This window comes from Arthrobacter sp. KNU-44 (assembly GCF_051843155.1).
In the GTDB taxonomy this organism is placed as follows: Bacteria; Actinomycetota; Actinomycetes; order Actinomycetales; family Micrococcaceae; genus Arthrobacter.
This window is the reverse complement of the sequence record NZ_JBPXNG010000002.1, coordinates 689,359-712,132: the sequence shown is the minus strand read 5'-3', so window position 1 is coordinate 712,132 and position 22,774 is coordinate 689,359. Positions and strand designations below refer to the sequence as shown.

General features: G+C 64.8%; 19 protein-coding genes. 6 read left to right on the top strand and 13 right to left on the bottom strand.

Going from position 1 to position 22,774, the window contains the following annotated elements:
• Positions 1 to 304: 304 nt before the first annotated feature.
• From ACSVHC_RS04120 to ACSVHC_RS04110, 3 genes are all read right to left on the bottom strand, one after another.
• A complete protein-coding gene (locus ACSVHC_RS04120; RefSeq protein WP_437772962.1) occupies positions 305 to 1,036 on the bottom strand; it encodes a YcnI family copper-binding membrane protein in 732 nt (243 codons plus the stop codon).
• Positions 1,037 to 1,151: 115 nt separating this feature from the next.
• Positions 1,152 to 1,757, bottom strand: a complete 606-nt coding sequence (locus tag ACSVHC_RS04115; RefSeq protein WP_437772963.1) for a hypothetical protein — start codon at positions 1,755 to 1,757, stop codon at positions 1,152 to 1,154.
• Between the two features lie 104 nt (positions 1,758 to 1,861).
• Entirely contained in the window at positions 1,862 to 2,662 is an 801-nt protein-coding gene (locus ACSVHC_RS04110) for a purine-nucleoside phosphorylase (RefSeq protein WP_439180607.1), read from the bottom strand.
• Positions 2,663 to 2,807: 145 nt separating this feature from the next.
• Here ACSVHC_RS04110 and ACSVHC_RS04105 point away from each other — a divergent pair, with 145 nt between their 5' ends.
• Both ACSVHC_RS04105 and ACSVHC_RS04100 read left to right on the top strand, forming a co-directional pair.
• Positions 2,808 to 4,223 (top strand): NAD(P)H-quinone dehydrogenase, encoded by a 1,416-nt coding sequence (locus ACSVHC_RS04105; RefSeq protein ID WP_345449641.1) that lies wholly within the window; start codon positions 2,808 to 2,810, stop codon positions 4,221 to 4,223.
• A gap of 95 nt (positions 4,224 to 4,318) precedes the next feature.
• Positions 4,319 to 5,305: a S66 family peptidase gene (locus ACSVHC_RS04100; protein ID WP_437772964.1), complete on the top strand. Its 987-nt coding sequence runs from the start codon at positions 4,319 to 4,321 to the stop codon at positions 5,303 to 5,305.
• 24 nt (positions 5,306 to 5,329) lie between these two features.
• Here ACSVHC_RS04100 and ACSVHC_RS04095 read toward each other — a convergent pair whose 3' ends face one another.
• Together ACSVHC_RS04095 and ACSVHC_RS04090 are read right to left on the bottom strand one after the other, a co-directional pair.
• A complete protein-coding gene (locus tag ACSVHC_RS04095) occupies positions 5,330 to 5,587 on the bottom strand; it encodes a type II toxin-antitoxin system RelE family toxin (RefSeq protein WP_437772965.1) in 258 nt (85 codons plus the stop codon).
• A complete protein-coding gene (locus ACSVHC_RS04090; RefSeq protein ID WP_437772966.1) occupies positions 5,584 to 5,850 on the bottom strand; it encodes a type II toxin-antitoxin system Phd/YefM family antitoxin in 267 nt (88 codons plus the stop codon). Before ACSVHC_RS04090 ends, ACSVHC_RS04095 begins: the two co-directional genes overlap by 4 nt.
• Positions 5,851 to 5,971: 121 nt before the next feature.
• Between ACSVHC_RS04090 and ACSVHC_RS04085 the strand changes: the two genes are divergently transcribed.
• From ACSVHC_RS04085 to ACSVHC_RS04075, 3 genes are all read left to right on the top strand, one after another.
• A complete protein-coding gene (locus ACSVHC_RS04085; RefSeq protein WP_437772967.1) occupies positions 5,972 to 7,768 on the top strand; it encodes an HNH endonuclease signature motif containing protein in 1,797 nt (598 codons plus the stop codon).
• A gap of 47 nt (positions 7,769 to 7,815) precedes the next feature.
• A complete protein-coding gene (locus tag ACSVHC_RS04080; RefSeq protein WP_437772968.1) occupies positions 7,816 to 8,211 on the top strand; it encodes a YybH family protein in 396 nt (131 codons plus the stop codon).
• 121 nt (positions 8,212 to 8,332) lie between these two features.
• On the top strand, positions 8,333 to 9,100 hold the full coding sequence (locus tag ACSVHC_RS04075) for a tyrosine-protein phosphatase (RefSeq protein WP_437772969.1): 768 nt from the start codon (positions 8,333 to 8,335) through the stop codon (positions 9,098 to 9,100).
• Positions 9,101 to 9,112: 12 nt separating this feature from the next.
• On the opposite strand, the gene ACSVHC_RS04070 is transcribed toward ACSVHC_RS04075, so the two are convergent.
• From ACSVHC_RS04070 to ACSVHC_RS04060, 3 genes are read right to left on the bottom strand one after another with little or no spacing between them, the layout of a single operon-like run.
• On the bottom strand, positions 9,113 to 10,675 hold the full coding sequence (locus tag ACSVHC_RS04070) for an FAD-dependent oxidoreductase (protein WP_437772970.1): 1,563 nt from the start codon (positions 10,673 to 10,675) through the stop codon (positions 9,113 to 9,115).
• Positions 10,672 to 12,930, bottom strand: a complete 2,259-nt coding sequence (locus tag ACSVHC_RS04065) for a molybdopterin oxidoreductase family protein (protein WP_437772971.1) — start codon at positions 12,928 to 12,930, stop codon at positions 10,672 to 10,674. The genes ACSVHC_RS04070 and ACSVHC_RS04065 overlap by 4 nt, the downstream gene beginning before the upstream one ends.
• Position 12,931: 1 nt before the next feature.
• Entirely contained in the window at positions 12,932 to 14,338 is a 1,407-nt protein-coding gene (locus ACSVHC_RS04060) for an MFS transporter (RefSeq protein WP_437772972.1), read from the bottom strand.
• A gap of 292 nt (positions 14,339 to 14,630) precedes the next feature.
• Between ACSVHC_RS04060 and ACSVHC_RS04055 the strand changes: the two genes are divergently transcribed.
• Positions 14,631 to 16,040 carry an MFS transporter gene (locus tag ACSVHC_RS04055; RefSeq protein ID WP_345449649.1) on the top strand — a complete coding sequence of 470 codons (1,410 nt, stop codon included), beginning with the start codon at positions 14,631 to 14,633 and terminating at the stop codon, positions 16,038 to 16,040.
• Positions 16,041 to 16,186: 146 nt separating this feature from the next.
• Here the strand turns inward: ACSVHC_RS04055 and ACSVHC_RS04050 are convergent, their stop codons facing one another.
• From ACSVHC_RS04050 to ACSVHC_RS04030, 5 genes are all read right to left on the bottom strand, one after another.
• Positions 16,187 to 17,995, bottom strand: coding sequence for an acetyl/propionyl/methylcrotonyl-CoA carboxylase subunit alpha (locus ACSVHC_RS04050; protein ID WP_437772973.1), 1,809 nt, complete (start codon positions 17,993 to 17,995; stop codon positions 16,187 to 16,189).
• A 149-nt stretch (positions 17,996 to 18,144) separates the two neighbouring features.
• Positions 18,145 to 18,819 carry a Maf family protein gene (locus tag ACSVHC_RS04045; protein ID WP_439180606.1) on the bottom strand — a complete coding sequence of 225 codons (675 nt, stop codon included), beginning with the start codon at positions 18,817 to 18,819 and terminating at the stop codon, positions 18,145 to 18,147.
• 170 nt (positions 18,820 to 18,989) lie between these two features.
• Entirely contained in the window at positions 18,990 to 21,512 is a 2,523-nt protein-coding gene (locus tag ACSVHC_RS04040) for an MMPL family transporter (protein ID WP_437772975.1), read from the bottom strand.
• Between the two features lie 26 nt (positions 21,513 to 21,538).
• Positions 21,539 to 22,225, bottom strand: a complete 687-nt coding sequence (locus ACSVHC_RS04035; RefSeq protein ID WP_437772976.1) for a TetR/AcrR family transcriptional regulator — start codon at positions 22,223 to 22,225, stop codon at positions 21,539 to 21,541.
• Positions 22,226 to 22,262: 37 nt separating this feature from the next.
• Positions 22,263 to 22,703, bottom strand: a complete 441-nt coding sequence (locus tag ACSVHC_RS04030) for a YbjQ family protein (RefSeq protein WP_437772977.1) — start codon at positions 22,701 to 22,703, stop codon at positions 22,263 to 22,265.
• Between the last annotated feature and the right edge of the window lie 71 nt (positions 22,704 to 22,774).

Below are 22,774 nucleotides of genomic sequence, written 5' to 3'. Positions count from 1 at the left end.
TCAGACATATGTGCGCAAGCGCTTACATTTTTACACCGCGCGCGTGCCATGGAAAGTGCGGCGGGTCAAATATTTCTGAATAAATCTGATTTATTCAAAAAGTTCACACGCCATTAACACTTGGGTGAATTGACTTGACAGGAGTCGGAAAATTGCCGTGACGACGCCTGTCGCGTGCTGCTTGCTTGGATCGCGGGCGCGTGAGCTGGCGGGCAACCCCGGACCGTTCCTACCATCTCGCCTTCAGATGCAAAACTGCCCGCGCCGGGGTCCGGCGCGGGCAGTTCAGTTGTTCGTGGTGACGCTATTTGGTCTTTGTGGAGCGGGTTCGCGCGAGTGCGGTCACCCCCGCGGCGAGGCCAATGAGGCCTGCCGCGAGTCCGAACCAGCCGGCCGTGGATCCGGCGTCGCTCGATGTCGATGCCGCAGCTGACGGAGCCGGGGTCACGGTTGGAGCGGACGTGGGAGCCGCCGATGCAGCCGAATCACTGGCGGTCGTCACGAACGAGGGAGCCGGGTGCTCCGGCTCTGGCTGTCCCTCAACGGTCTTCTCATCCCACTTCACTACCGTGCCGTCGGTGTACGTCTGGGTAGCGGGCAGGGTGATGGTGGTGCCGGCGTCGGGCAGTACACCGACCGAGATCGAGAACGCCTGATATTGGTTCTGCCCGATCTGGTGTGCTGCGTCCGCAGTCCAGACGACCGAACTGACAGCCTTGGTCACCGTTGCTCCTGCGACCGTGACGGGTTTTGGCAGGGTGGTGGTGACGAGCTCGGCCGTCCAGCCCTCGACCGGCTTCACGGACACCGAGTTGAAGGGTGTGTCGGTGGGGAGCGAGACTTCGAGCTTGTTGGTCTTGGCCGTCGGGGACTCGTTGGGGACGTTGAAGGTCAGGTGGGTGTAGCCGCCCGCTGCCGGGTCGTCGGGATTGACGTTGACGTGTGCGGAGGCGGCCGAGACGCCGAAGGCGAGCAGCCCGGCGACCATGGTGGCGGCGCAGGCGGTTTTGAGGGTACGGCGTTGGGAGGTCTTCATGGCAATGGTGCCCTTTCACAAAGGAAAAGCGGTTGGGACCGGGGCGGACGGAGGTCCAGACCGGTGAAGGCAAGGAGCTGCCGCCCGTCCCTGCCCATGTGTGAAAGGGAGAGTCTTAGACGGCGGACACGAGGGCTGGGGGACCGCGCCGGGAAGGAAGCCGGAGGCAGGGAAGGCCCCGAGGACGAACATTGCGGCTCGAACGGGGGCTGGGGGCGCGAAGTGGCTGGACCACTGTGGCGACGGGCAGTTGGACCAGCGGACGTAGCCACGCAGCCAGCGCCCATAGTGCTCGTTCGCCGCGAGCGAGCACCAGCGCCGTGCCCAAGATTGCCATGGTGTGCGCCGCGAGCATCTGCCAGTCGCTGGCCGCGGCGTGGGTCGAGACGATGGCGCTTACGGTTTCCGGAGCGGGCGCCAAGGGAACATGCCCTGCATGCCCGGACAGCAGCGGTGCCGCGGTGGAAGTTCCGGACAGGGCGCAGAACGCCCAGTGAAGGCAGAGCTGCCCGGCCCCCAGTAGCCCGGCTAGGGCGGGCAGCGAAAGCCGGACGCGCGTCAGTATGGCGACGGGGAGGATTGTCAGGGCACACAGCGCCGTCAAAATGGCTGGCGCCGGAAGTTCTCCGCCAACAGCCAGGTGCCCGCCCGCGGCGAAGCCCAGAATGATTGAACCGATCAGGCCCGTTCGCAAGAACCGGAAAGGCGCGGATGTGGTCATCGGCGGTCCTTTCCGGCTCGAGCGCTACGGCGGAGAATCACTCAAATTCTACTGTGCTACGAACTCCGGAATGGCCGGGGAGCCTTGACTCCCCGGCCATTGGATCAAAGCTTGGCGATGATGTCCGCCAGGAGGCGCGAGATGCGTGCGCCCGCCGTCTGGCCTGCCTCGATGACTTCCTGATGGCTCAGCGGTACCGGGCTGATGCCTGCGGCCAGGTTGGTCACGAGGGAGATGCCGAAGACCTCCATGCCTGCGTGCCGGGCGGCGATAGCTTCCAAAGCGGTGGACATGCCCACCAGGTCCGCGCCGATTCGCTTGGCGTATTGGACCTCAGCCGGAGTTTCGTAGTGCGGGCCGGTGAACTGGGCGTAGACACCTTCGTCGAGCGTGGGATCCACTTCGCGTGCCAGGCCGCGGATGCGCGAGGAGTACAGGTCCGTGAGGTCCACAAACGTGGCACCTTCAAGGGGAGAAGCCGCGGTCAGGTTGATGTGATCACTGATCAGCACCGGAGTGCCGGGCGTCCAGGCTTCGTTCAGACCGCCGCAGCCGTTGGTCACTACGAGGGTCTTGCATCCGGCTGCCGCGGCAGTGCGAACGCCGTGCACTACGGCCCGAACGCCCTTGCCTTCGTAGTAGTGGGTACGCGCGCCGAGGACAAGGGCCCGCTTGCCCTCTTTCGTCAGGACCGAACGGATGGTGCCCACATGCCCCTCAACGGCAGGCGCGTGGAAGCCGGGAACTTCCGACGCCGTGAGGGTCGCCGTCGTCTCGCCTATGAGATCCGCAGCCGCGCCCCAGCCTGAGCCGAGCACGAGCGCGACGTCGTGGGATTCGACGCCGGTCTCCGCCGCGATGTAGTCGGCCGCAGCTTTGGCGGCCTCGAATGGGTCTGTGATCATCAGCTCTGTGTTACTCACTGGTACAAACTACAGTGCGGCGCGCGCTGTTGAACAGAGCGCAGCTGGGCAGGAAAGCGGCCTCTGGGGGCGTTCTCAGGTGGGGCTTAGTGGCAGGTCCGCCGGCATTAAGTGAGAATTGAACATTGTGACCATGCATCCTGACTTCAGCTCACCACGAATCGCGATCCTGGGCGGAGGTCCAGGCGGATATGAAGCGGCCATGGTCGCGGCCCACTTGGGAGCGCGGGTAACCCTCATCGAGCGCGCCGGGCTCGGCGGCTCAGCCGTCCTCACCGACGTCGTACCTTCCAAAACCCTGATCGCGACGGCGGATCTCATGACCCGCGTCGGCGAGGCGGGGGAGCTGGGAGTCAAGTTCGCCGTCGACGGCAGCGATGTGGCGCCGGGCATGCGCGCGGACCTGGGCCACATCAATGACCGCGTCCTGCACCTCGCGCGGGAGCAGTCCGACGACATCCGGGTGGGCCTCGAGCACCTTGATGTCGAGATCCTGATGGGTTCCGGAAAACTTTTGGACAACCACACCATCGAGGTCACCACCGCGGACGGCACCAAGACAATCACCGCCGACGCCATCCTCCTGGCGGTCGGTGCGCACCCCCGCGAACTGCCCACGGCCAAGCCGGACGGTGAGCGCATCCTGAACTGGGCGCAGATCTACAACCTCGAAGAACTTCCGGAAGACCTGATTGTCGTCGGGTCCGGAGTCACCGGTGCAGAATTCGCCTCGGCCTACAACGGCCTTGGTTCTAACGTCACCCTGATTTCGAGCCGCGACCAGGTTCTGCCCGGCTCGGACACGGACGCAGCGCAGGTCCTTGAAGGTGTCTTCAAACGCCGCGGCGTGCGCGTTTTGTCCCGCTCACGCGCGGAGGCAGTTGAAAGGACCGACGCCGGTGTGAAGGTGACGCTCGGCGACGGTTCGGTGGTGACCGGTAGCCACTGCCTGGTGTGCGTGGGTTCTATTCCCAACACGGCCGGAATCGGGCTGGAAGAGGCGGGCGTGGCTGTCACGGAGTCCGGCCACATCAAGGTGGACGGCGTCTCCCGCACCACCGCGCCGAACATTTACGCCGCTGGCGACTGCACGGGAATCCTGGCTCTCGCCTCGGTCGCTGCCATGCAGGGCCGCATTGCTGTTGCGCACTTCCTGGGCGACGCCGTCATGCCGATCAAGCTACACCAGGTGGCTTCCAACATCTTCACTTCCCCGGAAATTGCCTCTGTGGGCGTCTCCGAGGCCGACCTCGAATCAGGCAAATACCAGGGCGACGTGGTCATGCTGTCCCTGCTGAGCAACGCCCGCGCCAAGATGCGCAACACCAAGGATGGCTTCGTCAAGATCATTGCGCGCAAGGGTTCCGGAACGGTGATCGGTGGCGTCGTCATCGGCCCCAATGCCTCCGAGCTCATCTTCCCGATCGCTGTTGCCGTCAAGCAGAAACTGCACGTCGACGACCTCGCGAGCACCTTTACGGTGTACCCCTCGCTGACCGGTTCCATCTCGGAAGCCGCGCGGCGGTTGCACGTGCATATGTGACGGTTGCAAGGCCGCGGAACTGGATACGTTGCCTCAGGTGAAAACCTCCGCTTAGCGGCGTGGTTGCGCGCATTGCGTTTGCTAGCGTCGGGCACATGCCTTCTTTCTATCCGCCCAAATTTCGTCGCGGTGACCTGGTGCGCGTGATCGCGCCCGCGCTAAGCCGCGCTGTGGTCATGGAGCACGACAACACCACCCACATCGAAAGGCGTTTCGCCGAGATAGGCCTGCGACTTTCCTTCGGGGAGCACGTCGACGAATTGGATGGCCTCCTTTCGTCGTCGGTGCAGTCGCGCGTTGACGATCTTCATGCCGCCTTCTCGGATCCGGAAGTAGCGGGAATCCTGACAGTGATCGGCGGATTCAGCAGCAACGAATTGCTTCCACATCTCGACTGGGATCTCATCGCGGCGAACCCGAAGATACTGTGTGGCTACTCAGACATCACGGCCCTTCAAAACGCCATCCACGCACGAACCGGACTCGTTACCTACTCCGGGCCGCACTGGTCCACGTTCGGCATGCGGGACCACTTTGAGGAAACTCAAGCGTGTTTTGTGGACGCGCTCTTTGGCGAGGCGCCCATGGACGTGCGTCCCGCCGCGACTTGGACCGATGACGCTTGGTTCCGAGACCAAGACGGGCGAACGCCAATTCCCAGCGGCGGCTGGTGGCCGTTGCAGGGTGGCGCTGCGAGCGGGCGGATTGTCGGCGGAAATCTGTGCACGCTGAATCTCCTGCAAGGAACTGCGAACATGCCGTCCTTGGAAGGTGCGTTGCTCTTCTTGGAGGATGACTTCGAAAGCCACCCGGCCACATTTGCCCGGGACCTTGCGTCGCTTTTGCAGACGCCTGAGGCAGCGGGCATACGGGGATTGGTGATAGGTCGCTTCCAGCGGGCAAGCCGAATGACCCGGGAGCTACTGGCGTTGATCGTGGCCAAACAATCCGTTCTTGCAGGCTTGCCGGTGCTCGCCAATGCCGATTTCGGTCACACCTCGCCTATCTTCACGTTCCCGATCGGCGGTGATGCCGAAGTTTCTGTCGGTGAATCGAGCGCTTTGCGGATCACGCGCCACTGACGACGGAGAAATCTGTAAGTGGACTTACTCCCGGTAGATTTCGCGGCGGTGACCGGCCTGAACGACGACGATCACGAGTCGGCCGTCGTCGATCCGGTAGAGCACCCGATAATCTCCCGTTCGGACGCGCCGCTCGACCCGCCCTGCCAGCTTCTTGGCGCCGGGCTGGCGCGGAGTCTCGGCCAGCAACTCGATGGCTGTTTGGACCCGGCGGCGGCCCTCGGGAGGAAGATTGCGCAGTTGCCGAAGGGCCGCTGGCAGGACCGTGACGTTGTAGCTCACGTCAGGCCCAGATCGCGCTTGACGTCCTCCCAAGGGATAGGCGTCTGACCCGTCTGTTCCATCTCTTCCCAGGCCACGTCCACGGCCCGGATGTCTTCAAGCTCTTCCGCGGCTTCACGAAGACGCTCCAGCTCGGCGGAATCGATAACTGCGGCGACCCGAATTCCGCGGCGAGTGAGGAATACCGGTTCGCGCTCGCGATGTGCCGTGTCCACAATGGTTGCCAGGTGATTCCGGGCTTCGGTGATGGCGATATCGGTCATGGACTCGATAGTGCGGTAAGTGCAGCAAAATGTACGTTGCGTACAGAACTGTCGATAACGCATGTGCGTTCCAGGTCGGTGGGCCGGCTATTTTGTCAGAGCCTCCTGAGATGCTTTGGGTATGGAAGCGATCGGACACCTCACTACCCGCCAGGCCGCTGCGCCCGGCGGCGGGTTCGTCGTCTTCCGTAAGGCGCGCCAGCCGCGGATGGTGACGGCGGCTGCTCAAGCGCCGGGTCAAATGCCGGGGCCGCGCCGGCTCGCTCTGCTGGATCCGCCCGAGGATCGCGACGGCGGCCGCGGTGGTCCGCAGCGGGTTCTGGAGGGTGCTCTTGCAGCGTTACGCTCCTTGGCACGGACGGCGGTGGACGACGTCGGGCCGATGGGGCTGAATGACTCCGCCGCGTTTGCCTTCAACGTGGAGGAACTCTCCCGAACGCTGGACTATTTGCAGCTGGTCGCCGCGGGGCAGTTGGACCGGGTGCGGCAGGAGGAGCCGGCCGGCGGGACCGGCTGGACGACCGGCTGGGGAGTCGAAGCGCGGGCGGCCGGCTCCAGCGATGGTCCCGGCAGCGCGGAAACTAAAGTCGGGGCAGCCGGAGCCGGAGCCGGTGCCGGCGTCGAGGGCGGTGGGCTCGCTGCGGGCGATGCCCGCGCCGGGTTCCAGGAGTTCCGGAACACGGGCGAGCACCTCCGCTCGCTTTTGCGGATCAGCGCGGCCGAGGCCCGTCGCCGCTTGGCTCTGGCGGAGGATCTGCTGCCCGGCCGTTCACTTACAGGTCAAAGGATCCAGCCGCGGTATGGGGAAGTGGCCGCGGCCCTGGCCTACGGGAGCATCGCGTCCCGGCCGGCCACCATCATCACCATGGCTCTGGATCGCGTCCGGCCCCTGTGCAGCCCCGAGACAGCCGCGGACATGGAACACGCACTGACCCTGACGGCGGCCGAGAACGACGCCGATTTCCTTGCCAGGATCGCCCGGCGCTGGACGGACGCGATCGATCAGGACGGTGCCGAGCCCAGCGAAGAAGCCCTGCGCCACCTCCAAGGCGCTTTCCTGCGGCGGCCCAAACACGGGCTGCAGCATGTGGAAATCTTCGCCACTCAGGACCAGTACGAGCACCTGCTCACCGTCATGAACACCGCCACCAACCCCCGAACCCGCACGTCCGAGGAGCCCGGACCGGGGGACAATACCGTGGACGCCGGCGGCGGGAGCGCGCTGGCAAATGCTCCGGCCGACAGTCTTCCGGGCGGTTCAGGCGATGATGCCGCGTCCCTGGATCGCCGCACACGGGCGCAGAGACTTCTGGACGGGTTGCTGGGCGCCTGCAAGATTGCCCTCGCCACCGGGGCGCTGCCCGCGGTCGGAGGCCAGCGCCCCCAGATCATGGCCACCATCGACCACCGGGACCTGCTGGCACCGCTGATGGAAATCGGGCAGCTCGCGTTCCTCGGGCAATCCGGACACCCCGGGCGCTCCGGCGGGCCGAAACAGGGCACGGGGAGCTTCACGTTCAGCGGTCCGGTCCCGGCGGCCACGTTGCGGAAGATCGCCTGCGATGCGGACATCATTCCTGTCGTCTTGGGCGGGGAAGGCCAGGTGTTGGATATCGGCCGGGCCTCCAGGATCTTTCCCGCCTACATCCGTAAAGCGATCACCGCCCGGGACAAAGGCTGCGCGTTTCCTTCGTGCACGATGCCGGCCCCGTGGTGCGAAGCCCACCACATCACCTACTGGTCCCGGGGTGGACCAAGCAGCGTCGACAATGGTGTCTTGCTTTGCAGCCACCACCACCACCTGATCCACAAGGAAGAATGGCACATCCAAGTCCAAACAGGCGTGCCCTGGTTCATCCCGCCACCCCACATCGACCCGCGCCAAAAAGCGCGCAGAAACCACTACTTTCAGGTGTGACCACGTTTCTTGGTATTGATCCTCAAGGCCTGTGCAAGAGTGTGGGGATGGAAATTCGTAACCGGGAGATCCTCGTCGATGAACTCACGGCTGTCATGCGCGGGTATGAGGCGGCCAACAATACACACGACATCGAGCGGGTTCTGCCGTACATAGACAGCGACGCTACCTACTGGTTCTCAGACGGATCCCACGAGGGGCGCGATCAGGTCCGGGCTGCCATCGAGGCGACCTTCCTTGCGATTCGGGACGAGCGATACGTCGTTGACGAACTGACGTGGGTGCTCGTGCAGGAGGAGGCCGCCGTGTGCCGCTACCGATTCTCCTGGACGGGAATTATTGACGGGCAACAACACTCCGGAAGAGGACGCGGCACCAACGTATTAGTGCGCACACACGAAGGCTGGCAGATTGTCCACGAACAACTGACAGCCGATTCGTAATAGCGCACCGGGAGGCACCGTTGCCCGAGGCAAAATGGGGTAGCCAGATCCTGCGCTTGTGTCGCGAACTGGTGATTCCGAACAACCCCGACGGGAAAGCACCCTCTGGTTTACTAGGGCCATGGGGGATCCGGCAGAAAACAAAGATCGCACACTCAAAGTTGACGGCTTGGTCAACGGACGTGACCTCGGCGGTCTACGGCGCGTAGATGGGACGGTCACTCCACGGGGCGTGTTCTTTCGGAGCGAGAACGTCGATTGGATCACCGGGAGCGGATGGCAACAGATCCACGATGCCGGGATCCGGACCGTGGTTGACCTTCGTCAGCAAGGTGAACGCAACACAGATACCCGGGAACGGCCCGGCTGGCTCACCACCGTCCATGTTGACCTTGACGGCTTGGAAAACAAAGAGTTCTGGGCCGACTACTGGAACAACGGTCTGGTCGGCACAGCTCTCTATTTCCTCCCGCACCTTGCGGCCATGCCCGAACGGGCCGGTGCCGCCATATCCGCTGTGGTCAACGCACCGCCAGGAGCGGTCCTCTTCCACTGCATGGGCGGCAGGGACAGGACGGGCCTGCTCGCCATGGCCCTGCTTCATGCGATCGGCACCGATCCCGAAAGCATCGTCGGTGACTATCTCGAAACCGTCAGGCTTGGCGATGTACGGGCAGCGAACGCCAAGCGAAACAACGCCGAACGAAGGCTTGAGGAAGTGTGCCGGCAACACGGTACAACAACCGAGGGCGCGTTCCGGGATGCCTTGGCAAAATTCGATCTCAAAGGCTTGCTCGACTCCGCGGCGCTCACCGACGAAGACCGCGAGGGCTTGTTTACCTGGCGCGGCGCGACCACCACAGCCCCAAACCGGGAAGCGATAGCCTGAGCACCAAACCCCCTACGCCGCAACCCCCTGAAAGTGCTTCTCGATAATCCCCTTGATGTCCCCATGGCACCCGCCACACCCAGTCCCCGCGCGGGTCGCTTTGGATACCTCCGGCACGGAAGAGCAGCCATCCAGCACGGCTTCCTCGATGCTCGCACCGCTGACGCCCGCGCAGCGGCACACGGTCCGCTGGGGGTCATCATTCGAAGCAGATGAATCCAGTTGGTCCGGCCCATCCAAGCGAAGCAGGAGTGAACGGTCTGCGGGCAGTTCGGAGCCGCGTTCGAACAGCATCACGAGCTCCGCGGCCGTGCGGGGCATTCCCACGGTGACGAGTCCTTCGAGCGCGCCGCCCCGCGTCGTCATTTTGACATAGCGGCCGTGTTCCGGATCGGCCCATTGGGCAACCTGGCGCCGCGGCATTCCCTCGGAGACACCGACGGTCAACAGCTCGTCATCCCACGGTTCGGCGCTGTTGTCGCCGGCGACCGCCAGGTTGATGCCGCGCGCCTTCAACACCACGACGCCGGGCTTCTCCTGCGGTAGCGGTGCCAAGGTGTCGGCAGCGCCCTGGCCGCCCTCTGCAAGGAGGATCAGGTACTCGGCAAGCCATTCGGCCTGCCGCCAGCCCGGACCGACCAGCCCGGAAGGACCCAGTGCGGTGCGGCATTCGGCGCACTCGGCATCGGCGCAGCGGACTTCGGCGCAGTCGCCTATCGCGAACATGTGCGGCTCGTGATAGGTCCGCAGGTGGTGATCCACCAAGATCCCGGTGGCTGCAGGCAACCCACAACCTTCGGCCAGTTCGATCCGTGGGCGAACGCCGCAGGAAAGGACCAGAAGGTCGCCTTCGATCCGTGACCCGTCGTGGAGCACCAGGGCCGAAAACTTGCCGTCGGGACCATTGTGCTCCACCGCAGTAGAGCGGGCGTTGCCCACCATGGTGATCCCGCTGTTGCGCAAGCTCGCAGCGAGGACGGCTCCACCGCCACGGTCGATATTGCGGCCCAGCGGGAAGGAACCGTTGTGCACCACTGTGGTCAGGGCGCCTTCTTCCGCCGCGGCCAAGGCAGTTTCCAGGCCAAGCACGCCGCCACCGAGGACGATCACGCGCTTGCCGGCGGTCACGGCGTCGCGCAGTTGCCCGGCATCTCGGAGATCGCGGAGGGCCGTTACCCCTAGAGGGAGCACAGGATGCGAAGGATCAGGGTTGATGCCGGTGAGGTTCGGAATGACGGGCCTCGAGCCGGTGGCGAACACCAAACGGTCGTAGCCGGGCGTGGTCCCGTCCGATAGGACCACTTGCTGACGTGCACGGTCGATCCGCTTGACGGTGACGCCCAGCCGGACCTCGACGCCGTCGGTCGCCAAATCGGCAGCGTCCGCCATCGCGAGAGCCTCCGCGGTGGTCCGCCCCACGCCGAGTTCCGCCACCATGACGCGGTTGTACGCGGCTTCGGCTTCCTGCCCGACGACGAGCAACTCGACAAGGCCGCTGCGCACGGCCGGCAACAACTCGTCCACCAGCCGGGACGCGACCGGTCCGAAACCGACCACCACAATTCGCTCGCTCACGATGCCTCCTTGACCTGCATTGACAAGCTCTCCTGCATTGACGAGCCGACGGCCGCCGGCACAGTCAACTGGGCAGCCGACTGGGCAGCCAACCCCGGTTCGGCATGTGCTAGTGCCGCCTTCCGGACCCAGACTGTGCTGGTCTTGAATTCCGGCATTCCGGAAATGGGATCCGTGACCGCCTCAGTGAGACGATTAGCGCTTCCCAGTCCAGGGAAATGGAAAGGCAGAAAGACCGTGTCCGTCCGGATGCTGTTGCTGAGCTCTACCTTGCACAGGACCTCACCGCGCTCGTTGGAGACCCGGACAAAGTCGCCGCCGGAGATGTCCCTGACGGCCGCCGTCGCCGGGTGGATCTGCAAGAGCGGCTCCGGCTGGGCTGCCGCGAGTTCGGGCACGCGGCGGGTCTGGGCGCCCGATTGGTAATGTTCCAGCAGCCGTCCGGTGACGAGCGTCAGCGGATCGGGATCAGAGCCGACGACGGCGGATCGCCGGGACCGCTTCTGCGGTGCCACCGGGACCATCACCGCGCGTCCGTCGGAGTGCGCGAAGCTGTCGAGGAAGAGTCGCGGCGTTCCCGAACTGCCGGTTGGATAAGGCCAGTAGGCGGCTTCTCCGCGGTCCAGCATGGCGTAGTCGATTCCGGAGTAGTCGGCCAAGCCGCCTGCGGAGGCGAGCCGGAGCTCCTCGAAAACGGTCTCGGGATCGTCGCTGAACGTTGAAGGAGCGTCGAGCGATTCGGCGAGCCGGGCCATGAGCCACAATTCACTGCGGACGCCTGGGGGAGGGGTGAGCGCCTTACGACGGCGGAGCACACGGCCCTCGAGGTTGGTCAGGGTGCCTTCTTCCTCGGCCCATTGGGTGACGGGGAGGACCAGGTCAGCCTCCTGCGCGGTCTCGGACATGAAGAAATCGCAGACAACCAGGAAGTCCAGGCTGCGCAGGCCCTCGATCACCGCGCCGGCGTCGGGGGCTGATACCGCCACGTTGGCGCCGTGGACGAAAAGGCAACGGACGCCGTCGGGCTGTCCCAAAGACTTCAACAACTCCACGGCAGGCAGTCCAGGGCCGGGGATGAGGGATTCGTCCACGCCCCACACTTTGGCGACGTGGGCGCGGGCGGCGGGATCGGTGATCTTGCGGTAGCCGGGGAGCTGGTCGGCCTTCTGGCCATGCTCGCGGCCACCCTGGCCGTTGCCTTGGCCCGTCAATGTGCCATAGCCGCTGCGGGAGGATCCCGGCAGGCCCAAAAGAAGGCTGAGATTGATCGCCGCTGTGGCTGTGTCTGTGCCGTCGACGTGCTGCTCGACTCCGCGGCCGGTGAGGATGTAGCTCCCGCCGCGCCGGGCGCCGTCGGCGAGGCGGCGGGCGGTGTCCCGGATGAGCGTGGCGGGCACGCCGGTGATCGACTGGACGCGCTCCGGCCAGAAGCCGGCGAGGCTACGAACGATCGCAGGGTAGCCGGTGGTGCGGGACTGGAGGTATTCGGTGTCGGCAAGGCCTTCGTGCACTACCACGTGGGAGATGCCCAACAGCAGTGCGAGGTCCGTTCCCGGGGTCGGCTGCAAGTGGATGCCGCCGCCGTCGCCGGTGAATGCGGCGGTCGCGGAACGGCGGGGATCGGCCACGATCAACCCGCCGGAATCGCGCGCGCCCTGCAAGTGCTGGACGAATGGCGGCATGGTCTCGGCAACATTGGAGCCGAGAAGGAAGATGACGCTGGCCGAATCAAGGTCCTCGACGGGGAACGGGAGGCCGCGGTCCACGCCGAACGCGCGGTTTCCGGCTGCCGCAGCGGAGGACATGCAGAAACGTCCGTTGTAATCGATGCGCGACGTTCCCAGCGCCAAGCGGGCGAACTTGCCCAACTGGTAGGCCTTCTCATTGGTGAGTCCGCCGCCGCCGAACACGCCGACGGCGTCGGGCCCGTACTGCTCGCGGGTCTGCTTGACTGCTCCGGTGACCAGCATGAGTGCCTGGTCCCACGTGACCGGCCGGTGGACGCCGTCGGACCCTTTGAGCATGGGTTCCGTGACGCGTCCGGTGTGGTTCAACAACGACGGCGATGTCCAGCCCTTGCGGCACAGCCCGCCCCGGTTGGTGGGGAAGTCACGGCCGGACACTTCCAGTAGCGGAAGTGCCTTTGCTGTGGGAGCGGGGTCTGACCCCGGCTGCGCCGAGGGCGCCGCCGGGGTCAGGGTCATGGCGCACTGCAGCGCACAATACGGGCAGTGGGTGTTGGCGCCATTGGGCATATTAGATGTGTCCCATCGCGTTGCGGTTGGCCTTCCGGAGGTAGCAGGCCCAGCAGACGATGAGCATCAGCACATAGGCGCCGACGAAGCCATAGAACGCGGGGGTGTAGGAGCCGGATGCGCTGGATGCGTTGAGCACCTGGGGGATGACGAATCCGCCGTAGGCACCGATCGCCGAGATCAGGCCGAGGGAGGACGACGCGAGGCGCGCCGTGCTGGCGGCGCTTGCACCGGAGCGGGCGGCCCGGCTGGAGGTGGCGAAGATGACCGGAATCATGCGGTACGTGGCGCCGTTTCCGAAGCCGCTTGCCGTGAAAAGGAACAGGAACAAGACCAGGAACAGCCAGAAGTTCTTGAGCGGAAGGGTCCAGATCATGGTCAAGGTGATGATGGCCATCGCTGCGAACGCCGTGACGGTCATCCGGGCTCCGCCCATGCGGTCAGCCATGCGTCCACCGTAGGGGCGGGCGAGGGAGCCGACCAGCGGGCCAAGGAAGGCGAGCGAGAGGACGACCGCGCCGAGGTGCATGGAGGAGAAAGCCGGAAAGTAGTCCTTGATGAGCTTGGGGAAGACTCCGGAGAAGCCGATGAACGAGCCGAAGGTGCCGATGTACAGGAAGGCCATGACCCACAGGTGTGGTTCCTTGAGTGCGGCGATGGAGCCTGCGACGTCACCCTTGGCGCTCGTGAGGTTGTTCATGTACTTCCAGGCGCCGAACGCGGCGACAAGGATGAGCGGAATCCAGATGAGGCCGGCCATGGGCAGGTTGACGGTACCGGCCGCCAGGAGGGTGACCGCGATCGGGACGATGAGCTGCGCGACGGCGGCACCGAGGTTTCCGCCCGCGGCGTTCAGGCCCAGCGCCCAGCCCTTTTCACGTGCAGGGTAGAAGAAGGTGATGTTCGCCATCGAGCTGGCGAAGTTACCGCCGCCGAAGCCCGCGAGGCCCGCCACCAGCAGCATGACGCCGAAGGGGGTGCCGGGGGTCGAAACACACAGGGCGAGGCCCGCCGTCGGGATCAGCAGCAGGAGGGCCGAGACGATGGTCCAGTTACGGCCACCGAACCTCGGAACCATGAAGGTGTAGGGGATGCGCAGGGTGGCACCGACCAGGCTGGGGATCGAGATGAGCCAGAAGATCTGGTTGGTGTCGAACTTGAAGCCTGCGGCTGGAAGCTGGACGACGACGATCGACCAGAGTTGCCAGACAACGAAGCCGAGGAACTCGGCAAAGATGGACCAGTACAGGTTGCGCTTGGCGATGGAACGGCCGGCGGCTTCCCACTGCTCTTTGTTCTCTGCATCCCAGTTGGCAATCCAGCGGCCAGGGCGGTGTTCAAGCTCGGGGACGAGGGCGGTGGGCGCCTGCTCGTTGGTGAGGATTTCGGTGCTTCGGTCAACTGTCACGGAGTGCCTCCTTTGTGGGGACGTTGTACTTCCACGTTAGGGACGGCGCGTTTCGCGGACCGTCGCGGTTTGTAAACGTGCTGTGACATTTGCCTATCGGAGGGGGTCACCGGTGCGTGAGGCGATGGTGAGGTTGTGTGGCGCGGACCACAGAGTGAGACTTTCCAAAGCGTCCGCATATTGGACCTGATTGTCCATTTGTTGGATACCGGCAACTATTATTGAACTCTCAATAATCTTTGCCGGCAGGCTCAGGAACGCCGGGCCGGCGTGAACGGAAAGCAACCACTACATGTCTTCCATCGCTGAATCCAAGGAAAGCGAGTCAGTCAAGCCGGTCAACTCGCGGGGACGGGTGATCTTCGCCAGCCTCATCGGGACGTCCATCGAGTTCTACGATTTCTACGTTTACGCCACGGCTGCTGTCCTCGTCTTTCCCAAACTCTTCTTCCCGACGGCGGACGAGACCACGCAGTTGCTGAGCTCCTTCGCGGTGTTCGGCGTCGCTTTCGTCGCCCGCCCGCTCGGCTCCATAATTTTCGGCCACTTCGGTGACAAGTTCGGTCGCAAGGGAACGCTGGTTGCGTCCCTCCTGACCATGGGTATCGCCACGTTCCTGATCGGTTGCCTCCCGACGGCGCAGGTCCCGGGCTGGACCTTCCTGGCCCCCACGTTGCTGGTAGTGCTTCGTTTCGCCCAAGGCCTGGCTCTCGGTGGTGAGTGGAGCGGCGCCGCGCTGCTCGCAACCGAGAACGCGCCGGCCAAGAAACGCGCCATCTATGGAACGTTTCCGCAGATGGGCGCGCCGATCGGCTTCATCCTGGCCAACATCATCTTCCTGGTCTTCAGCTACACCCTGACTCCCGAGGCCTTCGCCGCCTGGGGCTGGCGCGTGCCGTTCCTGCTCAGCGCCGTCATGGTGATCCTCGGCCTCTACGTGCGCCTCAAGCTCATTGAAACTCCCGCGTTCACCAAGGTGCTGGAGTCGAACGAAGTGGCAAAGCTGCCCATCGGACGCGTTTTCAAGAAAAGCTGGCGCCCGCTAATCCTCGGTACCTTCATCATGTTGGCCACGTATGTCTTGTTCTACCTGATGACCACGTTCACGCTGACCTACGGCACCAAGCCCACGCTGGCGGGCGCCCAGGCCGCAGCGGTCAAGGCCGGAAAGCCCATGACCGACGCGGCCGCCGCGGCGTTCGTCCCGGGCTTGGGCTTCAGCCGGAACGACTTCCTCTGGATGCTGATTGCCGGCGTCGTCTTCTTCGGCATTTTTACCCTTGTGGCGGGCCCGCTGGCCGAAAAGTATGGTCGCCGCAAGATGCTTCTGGCGGTCACCGCGGGAATCCTGGTGTTCGGCTTGCTTTTCGTGCCGCTGTTCAGCGGCGGCTTTGTCGGCACTATGGCGTTGCTGATCATCGGTTTCACGCTGATGGGCCTCACCTTCGGCCCCATGGGTGCGCTGCTTCCGGAACTGTTCCCCACCAACGTCCGCTACACCGGATCTGCCGTCAGCTACAACATGTCCAGCATCCTCGGCGCGGCTGTGGCTCCGTTCATCGCGGTCTGGCTCTGGGAATCGGCCAAGGGCAGCACGGTCCTGGTGGGTGTCTACCTCAGCGCGATGGCAGTCCTGACGCTCGTGGCACTGTTCCTGTCCAAGGAAACCAAGGACACGGACTACGAGAACAACGTAGCCTGATCTTGTATTAACAGGCTCGCGTTTAGCAGGCTCGCGCTAAATGGCTCCGGCCCCGCACCAATGGTGCGGGGCCGGAGCTCTTTAATTGGGCCCACGCTGCCCGGGTTCCCTGGCCGAGCGAAGCGAGGCTAGGGCGGCAGTGGGGACTAGTCTTCGATCGTCGCGATAACGGCGCCCGCGGAGACGGTCTCGCCCGCCTTGGCCACCAAGCCGTGAATGGTGCCGGCCTTGTGGGCGGTGAGGGGCTGTTCCATCTTCATGGCTTCCAGGACCACGATCAGATCGCCCTCGGCAACCACGTCGCCGGCGGCTACAGCCACCTTGACGATGGTGCCCTGCATTGGCGAGGTGAGGGCGTTGCCGCCCGCGACTGCAGCTGTGGCGCCCGCAGATCGGGAACGCTTCTTGACCTTCGTGCCCTTGGCGCCCGCGCTGGCAACCGAGGAAACCGAGCCGAGAGTCGCGGGAAGGACAACTTCCAGCCGTTTGCCGCCAACCTCGACGACGACGCGCTGGCGCTCACCGGCGTCGGCGGCTTCTGTTCCGATTCCGGTAGGCGTCCATGCGGGGATGTTGTTGACGAACTCGGTCTCGATCCAGCGCGTGTGCACCTTGAACGGGCCTTCGGCCGGAGCGAACGCGGGATCGGTCACCACTGCGAGGTCGAAAGGAATGACGGTGGGGATGCCTTCAACGACCATTTCCTCAAGGGCGCGGCGGGAGCGCTGGAGGGCCTGTTCGCGGCTGGCGCCGGTGACGATCAGCTTGGACAGCATGGAATCGAAGTTCCCGCTGATGACGTCGCCCTGTTCGACGCCGGAATCGATGCGGATGCCCGGACCCGTCGGGTTCTTCAGGGTGCTGATGGTTCCCGGTGCGGGCATGAAGTTGCGGCCCGGGTCTTCGCCGGTGATGCGGAATTCGAAAGAGTGGCCGCGGACCTCGGGATCGCCATAGCCGAGTTTCTCGCCCCGGGCGATGCGGAACTGCTCACGGACCAGGTCAAGGCCTGTGACTTCCTCTGAAACACAGTGCTCCACCTGAAGCCGGGTGTTGACCTCAAGGAAGGAGATGATGCCGTCCTGGCCCACCAGGAATTCGCAGGTTCCCGCGCCCAGGTAGCCGGCTTCTTTCAGGATGGCCTTGGAAGACTCGTACAGTCGCTCGTTCTGCTCGGGGCTCAGGAACGGAGCAGGGGCTTCTTCAACGAGTTTCTGGTTGCGGCGCTGGAGGGAACAGTCGCGGGTGGAGACCACCACAACGTTGCCGTAGGCATCGGCGAGGCACTGGGTCTCGACGTGGCGCGGGGAATCCAGGAAGCGCTCGATGAAGCACTCGCCCCGGCCGAAGGCGGCAATGGCCTCGCGCACCGCGGACTCGAAAAGCTCGGGGATTTCCTCGATGGTGCGGGCAACTTTGATGCCGCGGCCGCCACCACCGTAGGCGGCTTTGATGGCGATCGGCAGCCCGAACTCCTGGGCGAAGGCCAGGATCTCGTCGGCGGATTCCACGGGGTCGGCCGTGCCGGGAACCAGGGGAGCGCCGACCTTTTCGGCGATGTGGCGGGCCTGCACTTTGTCGCCCAGCGCGGAAATGGCGTCCGGAGAAGGGCCGATCCAGGTGATGCCGGCGTCGATGACTTTGGCGGCAAACTCGGCGTTCTCGGCGAGGAAGCCATAGCCGGGGTGGATGGCGTCGGCACCCGACTGCTTCGCGACCTCGATCAACTTGTCCATCACGAGGTATGACTCAGCAGCAGTGTTGCCGCCCAGCGCGTAGGCCTCATCTGCCAGCCGGACGTGCAGGGCGTCGCGATCGGGGTCCGCGTAGACGGCCACGGAAGCGATCCCTTCGTCCCGGGCTGCGCGGATAATGCGGACCGCGATTTCGCCTCGGTTGGCGATCAAGACCTTGGTGAGAGGGCTGGAAATGGGCTGCGCCGGATTAGCTGACAAGTTGACTCCTTCTGTCCTTCAGGGAGCCTAGCGTGATTTTGAGGGTTCCGCCCATATTGATGGGGGATTCCGTGTGTGAGACGGCCTGTCTTTGTAGGGTTGCTACAAAGACCGGAATCCGGCTATCAAGCCGGCGCCTCGGCGCGTCCCTATTCGTTGGTCCCTTCGGAACCGTTGTGGGTCCAGAGTTCGGTGATTCCAACGTTCGCCTGCCCCAGCAGATCGCGGAGGGTCGAAATGGAGAGCCCGACGACGGCGTGCGGGTCGCCGTCCACCTTGCGGATGAAGGCCCCGCCCAAGCCGTCGATCGTGAACGAACCGGCGCAGTGCAGGGGCTCGCCGGTTGCGATGTAGGCGTCGATGTCTTTCTCGCTCATCTCGGCAAAGTGGACTTCTGCGCTGGATACGGCGCCGACTGTTGCTCCGGTGCCGACGGCCGTCTCGCCGTCGTTCATGTCGGCTGCGGTTTCGCGGCAGTCCACGAGCCAGTGCCCGGTGTGGAGTACCCCCTTGGAGCCGCTCATGCGCATCATCCGTTCCTTGGCCACGTCCACCGTGTACGGCTTCCCGTGCGACTCGCCGTCGAATTCGAACACGGAATCGCAGCCGATCACCAAGGCGCCCTCAGCATCCGGAAGGGAGGCAACGGCCTCGGCCTTGGCTCGAGCGAGGAGGAGAGCGGTGTCATGCGCGTCTGTCACCCCGTACCGGGCTTGCACGGCATCCTCGTCCACGTCCGAGACGAGCACCTCGTGGTTGATGCCGGCCTCGGTGAGGAGCTTGGTGCGGGCGGGGGATTGGGAAGCCAGGATCAATCGGGTCACGGCTCAAGCGTAATACGCGGCGCCTTCCACCGACGCTCGCTCACTTATGTGGGTGTTTGGCCGGACGCTCGCTCACCGAGGTGAGCGGGCGTTTGGGGAAAGGGCATTAAAGGTGAGCGGGCGTCGGTTCCGGACACAGAACCGACGCCCGCCTCAAGACGACCAGGCGCTTAGTGGACCAGCTCCTTGGCCCCGCCTGCCGCCGTCGTGCGCTGCAGCTTGGCGCCCTCGACATCGACGTCGGGCAGGATCCGGGACAGCCACCGCGGCAGCCACCAGGCCTTCTCGCCCAACAGGTACATCACGGCAGGAACGATGGTCATTCGCACCACGAACGCATCCACGAGCACGCCGAACGCCATCGCGAAACCGAGCGGCCGGACCATGGTCAGGTGGCTGAAGATGAAGCCGGCGAACACGCTGACCATGATGATGGCGGCGGCCGTGACTACCGCTGAGGCATGGCTGAAGCCGCTTCGGACCGCCTGCTTCGCGTTCTCACCGTGCATGAACGATTCACGCATGCCTGAGGTGATGAACACCTGGTAGTCCATGGCCAGGCCGAACAGCACACCAATCAGGATGATCGGCAGGAAGCTCAGCACGGCTCCGGGATTGGGCACGTCGAACACGGTGCCCAGCCAGCCCCACTGGTACACGGCCACCACGGCGCCGAACGCTGCCGCGAGCGAGAGCAGGAATCCGCCGGTAGCGAGCAGCGGGACGACGATCGAGCGGAACACGAGGAGCAGGAGGACCAGCGAGAGCCCGACGACGATCGCCAAGTATGGCGGTAACGCGGCACCGAGCTTCGCCGAGACGTCGATGTTACCGGCTGTCTGCCCCGTCAGCCCGATGGTGGCGCCTGTGGCCTGCTGGATTTCGGAACCCTTGGCACGCAGTTCCGAGACCACCTGGACGGTGCTGGCACTCGCGGGGCCGTCCTTGGGGATGACCTGGAAAACGGCCGTGCGGTGATCCGGGCTGAGGGCTACCGGAACGGCCGCCACGACGTTGTCCACGCTGCGCAGCTTGTCCGCGACGTCGAACTGCTTGGTCTTGGCCTGGTCGTCGCTGAGCCCGGACGGGAAAGTACCGACAACCACGATGGGGCCGGTCATGCCCTCGCCGAAGCTCGTCCGGGTGAGGTCATAGGCCTTGAACGCTTGCGAGTCGACCGGTTCCGAACCGCCGTCGGGCAAAGCGAGGCGCAGCTGGGAAGCCGGGAGGGCCAGCACCCCGAGCAGCACGACGCCGGCAAGCAGCGAGACCACCGGGTGCCGGGTCACGAGCCCGCCCCACCCACGGCTGCTTCGCCGCTGGTCCTCGGCGCGGTCCGCCGAGGCATGCTCCGGCTCCGCGTTGTGGCGCTCCGCCTTCGCCCACGCCCGCTTCGAGATCAGCTTGCGGCCCACCAGCGAGAGGACCGCCGGGGTCAGGGTCAGGGAGACGACGACGGCGACTGCAACTGTCGCGGCGGCCGACAGGCCCATGACGGCCAGGAACGGGAGCCCCGGAACGACCAGCGCGGCAAGCGCGATGACGACGGTGAGACCCGCGAAGAGAACGGCGTTGCCTGAGGTGCCGGTGGCAAGGGCGACAGATTCCTCGGCGTCCATCCCTGAAAGCAATTGCCCGCGGTGGCGGTTGACGATGAAGAGCGAGTAATCGATTCCGACGGCGAGGCCCAACATGAGCGCGAGCATCGGGGAGATGGAACTCATGTCGATGACGCCGGTGAGGGCAAAGGTTCCGCCGACGCCAACGGCCACGCCAATGATCGCCATCAGGAGGGGCAGGCCGGCGGCGACGAGCGTTCCCAGCATCACGATGAGGGCGATCGCAGCCACGGCGATGCCAATGATTTCGGAGACTCCGAACAACTGGGAGACGTCCTCGGTGATTTCCTTGCTGGCCAGGGCCGTGACACCTGCCGAGGAGACTCCGTGGACGATGTCCTGGACTTGCTGCCGGACGGCGGGGGTCAGGCCGTTGATCGATGTCTTGAACTGGACCTGGGCGATCGCCGCTTTACCGTCCTGGGAGACGAAACGCATGCCTTGGGACGCTGTCACCTGGCGCTTGGCCAACGCAAGGGCGGCGGCACCGTCAGTGGCTTGTTTCTGGCCGGCGTCGAGTTTTTGGCGTCCGGCCAGAAGTTCGGCCTTCTGCGGGGCGAACTGGGCCTGGATCTGCGCAGCGGGCATGCCCGCAGCGGTCATTTGCTGCTCGGCGGCCTTCAGTTGGGCATCGCCCGCATCGAGCGTGGCCCGCGCCTTGTCCAGCTCAGCTTGCCCGGCGGCGGCTTTCTGTTCCCCGGCAGCAATATCGGACGGTGCCTTGTCCAAGGTGGCTTGGGTCGTGAACGGGTTGACCGTTGACTGCACATCGGGCAGTTTTTCCAGCTGGGCGAGGGCCGACGCGATGGCGTCCTTGCCGGCCTGGTTGAATCCGGCGTCGCCGGCTTCGAAGACGATCCCCGCGGAACCACCCGAAGAAGCCGGAAGGTCCTTTTTGAGCTTGTCCAGCATCTGCTGGGTCTCGGTACCCGGGATCTGGAAGTTGTTGGACATGGTGCCGTGGAAGGCGGCTGCGGAGCCGCCGACTGCCACGAGCACGGCCAGCCAGAGGGAGATCACCAGCCAGCGGCGACGGTAGGAGAACTTGCCAAGGCGGTAGAGCAGGAGTGCCATATCGGAACCGATCTGTCGGTGTGTGGTTATGCCGAGTGTTGTGGGTCAGCCGCGGGCTGAGTGCCGCGCGACGCCGGGCTTCGAGGGGCGGGTGTCGTGAAGCCCGAACCGAGCAGGCCAATGGCGTCGATCAAGTACTGCCGCAGGCTCGCGAGGGAATCAGGGGAAAGGTCCGGGCCGTGTTGTTCGAACCAGACGCTCATGGCTGCCTTGCCGCACGAAATGATAGACCCGGCCAAGGCCCGCAAATAGAGCTCATCGACATCCGGGCCGAGGCGAAGACGCGCGGCGTCGATGATCTGCATGGTGCAGTGGTCCCAGGCTTCGAGTTCGGAACGCACCAGGGCGCGGTTGTCGTGGGTCAGGCTGAAGAGCTCGGCCATGGGGGAAACCGTCATGGGGTCAGCCAGTGCCATGAGGGCGGCCCGGGCGGAATCGAGGATGGGTTCGTCCGACGGGCGCAGGCGGAATTGTTCCAGGGCATGGTCCAGGAAGCCCTCGGTCACCGAGGCCAACGCCGCCTCGAGGCTGGGGAAGTAGTTGAAGAACGTGCGCCGGGATACGCCGGCCTCTTCCGCGAGGTCCTCCACCGTGAAATTGCCGGCGCCCCTGCTGCGCAGCATGGCGAGGGCCGCATCCGCGATTGCTCGGCGGGTAGCCAGTTTGTTCTGTTCCCGGCGCGAGGGCAGGGCGGCGGTGTCGGAGGTTGTCACGTACTTACACTAAGTGCAACTTTGCACTCAGGGCAAGTTAAATCTCCGGCGGTGCCGTGTCTTCCCGGGGCGCGGCCGACGTCGCGGGCTGTGCGGGCTGCTGGGCAGCGGTGCTGGTCAGGTAGATCGACTGGCCAGTAGCGCCGGGCTCGCCTTCGGCGAGGGGGATGGCGAACACTGCGGTCCCGTAGGCGCACACTTCGGTCCAGTTGCCGCCCATCTCGGACGTGTCGAAGCGCATGGCGACAATAGCGTTGGCGCCGCGCTGCTGTGCCTCGCTGACCATACGGGCCATGACCTCCTGGCGGCTTTCATAGAGTGCCTTGGTCATTTCGGGCAGTTCGCCGCCGCCGAGGGAGCGGAAACCGGCAATCATTTGGGAGCCGAGATCCCGGGAGCGGACGGTGAGGCCCATGACTTCGCCGAAGACGGCGTCGATCCTGTGGCCCGGAATCTTGTTTGAGGTGACAATCAGCATGGACAGAGCCTATCCAGAATCCACCCCTGTTAAAAGGACGAATCCCCGGGGCATTCCCCGGGGATTCGTCC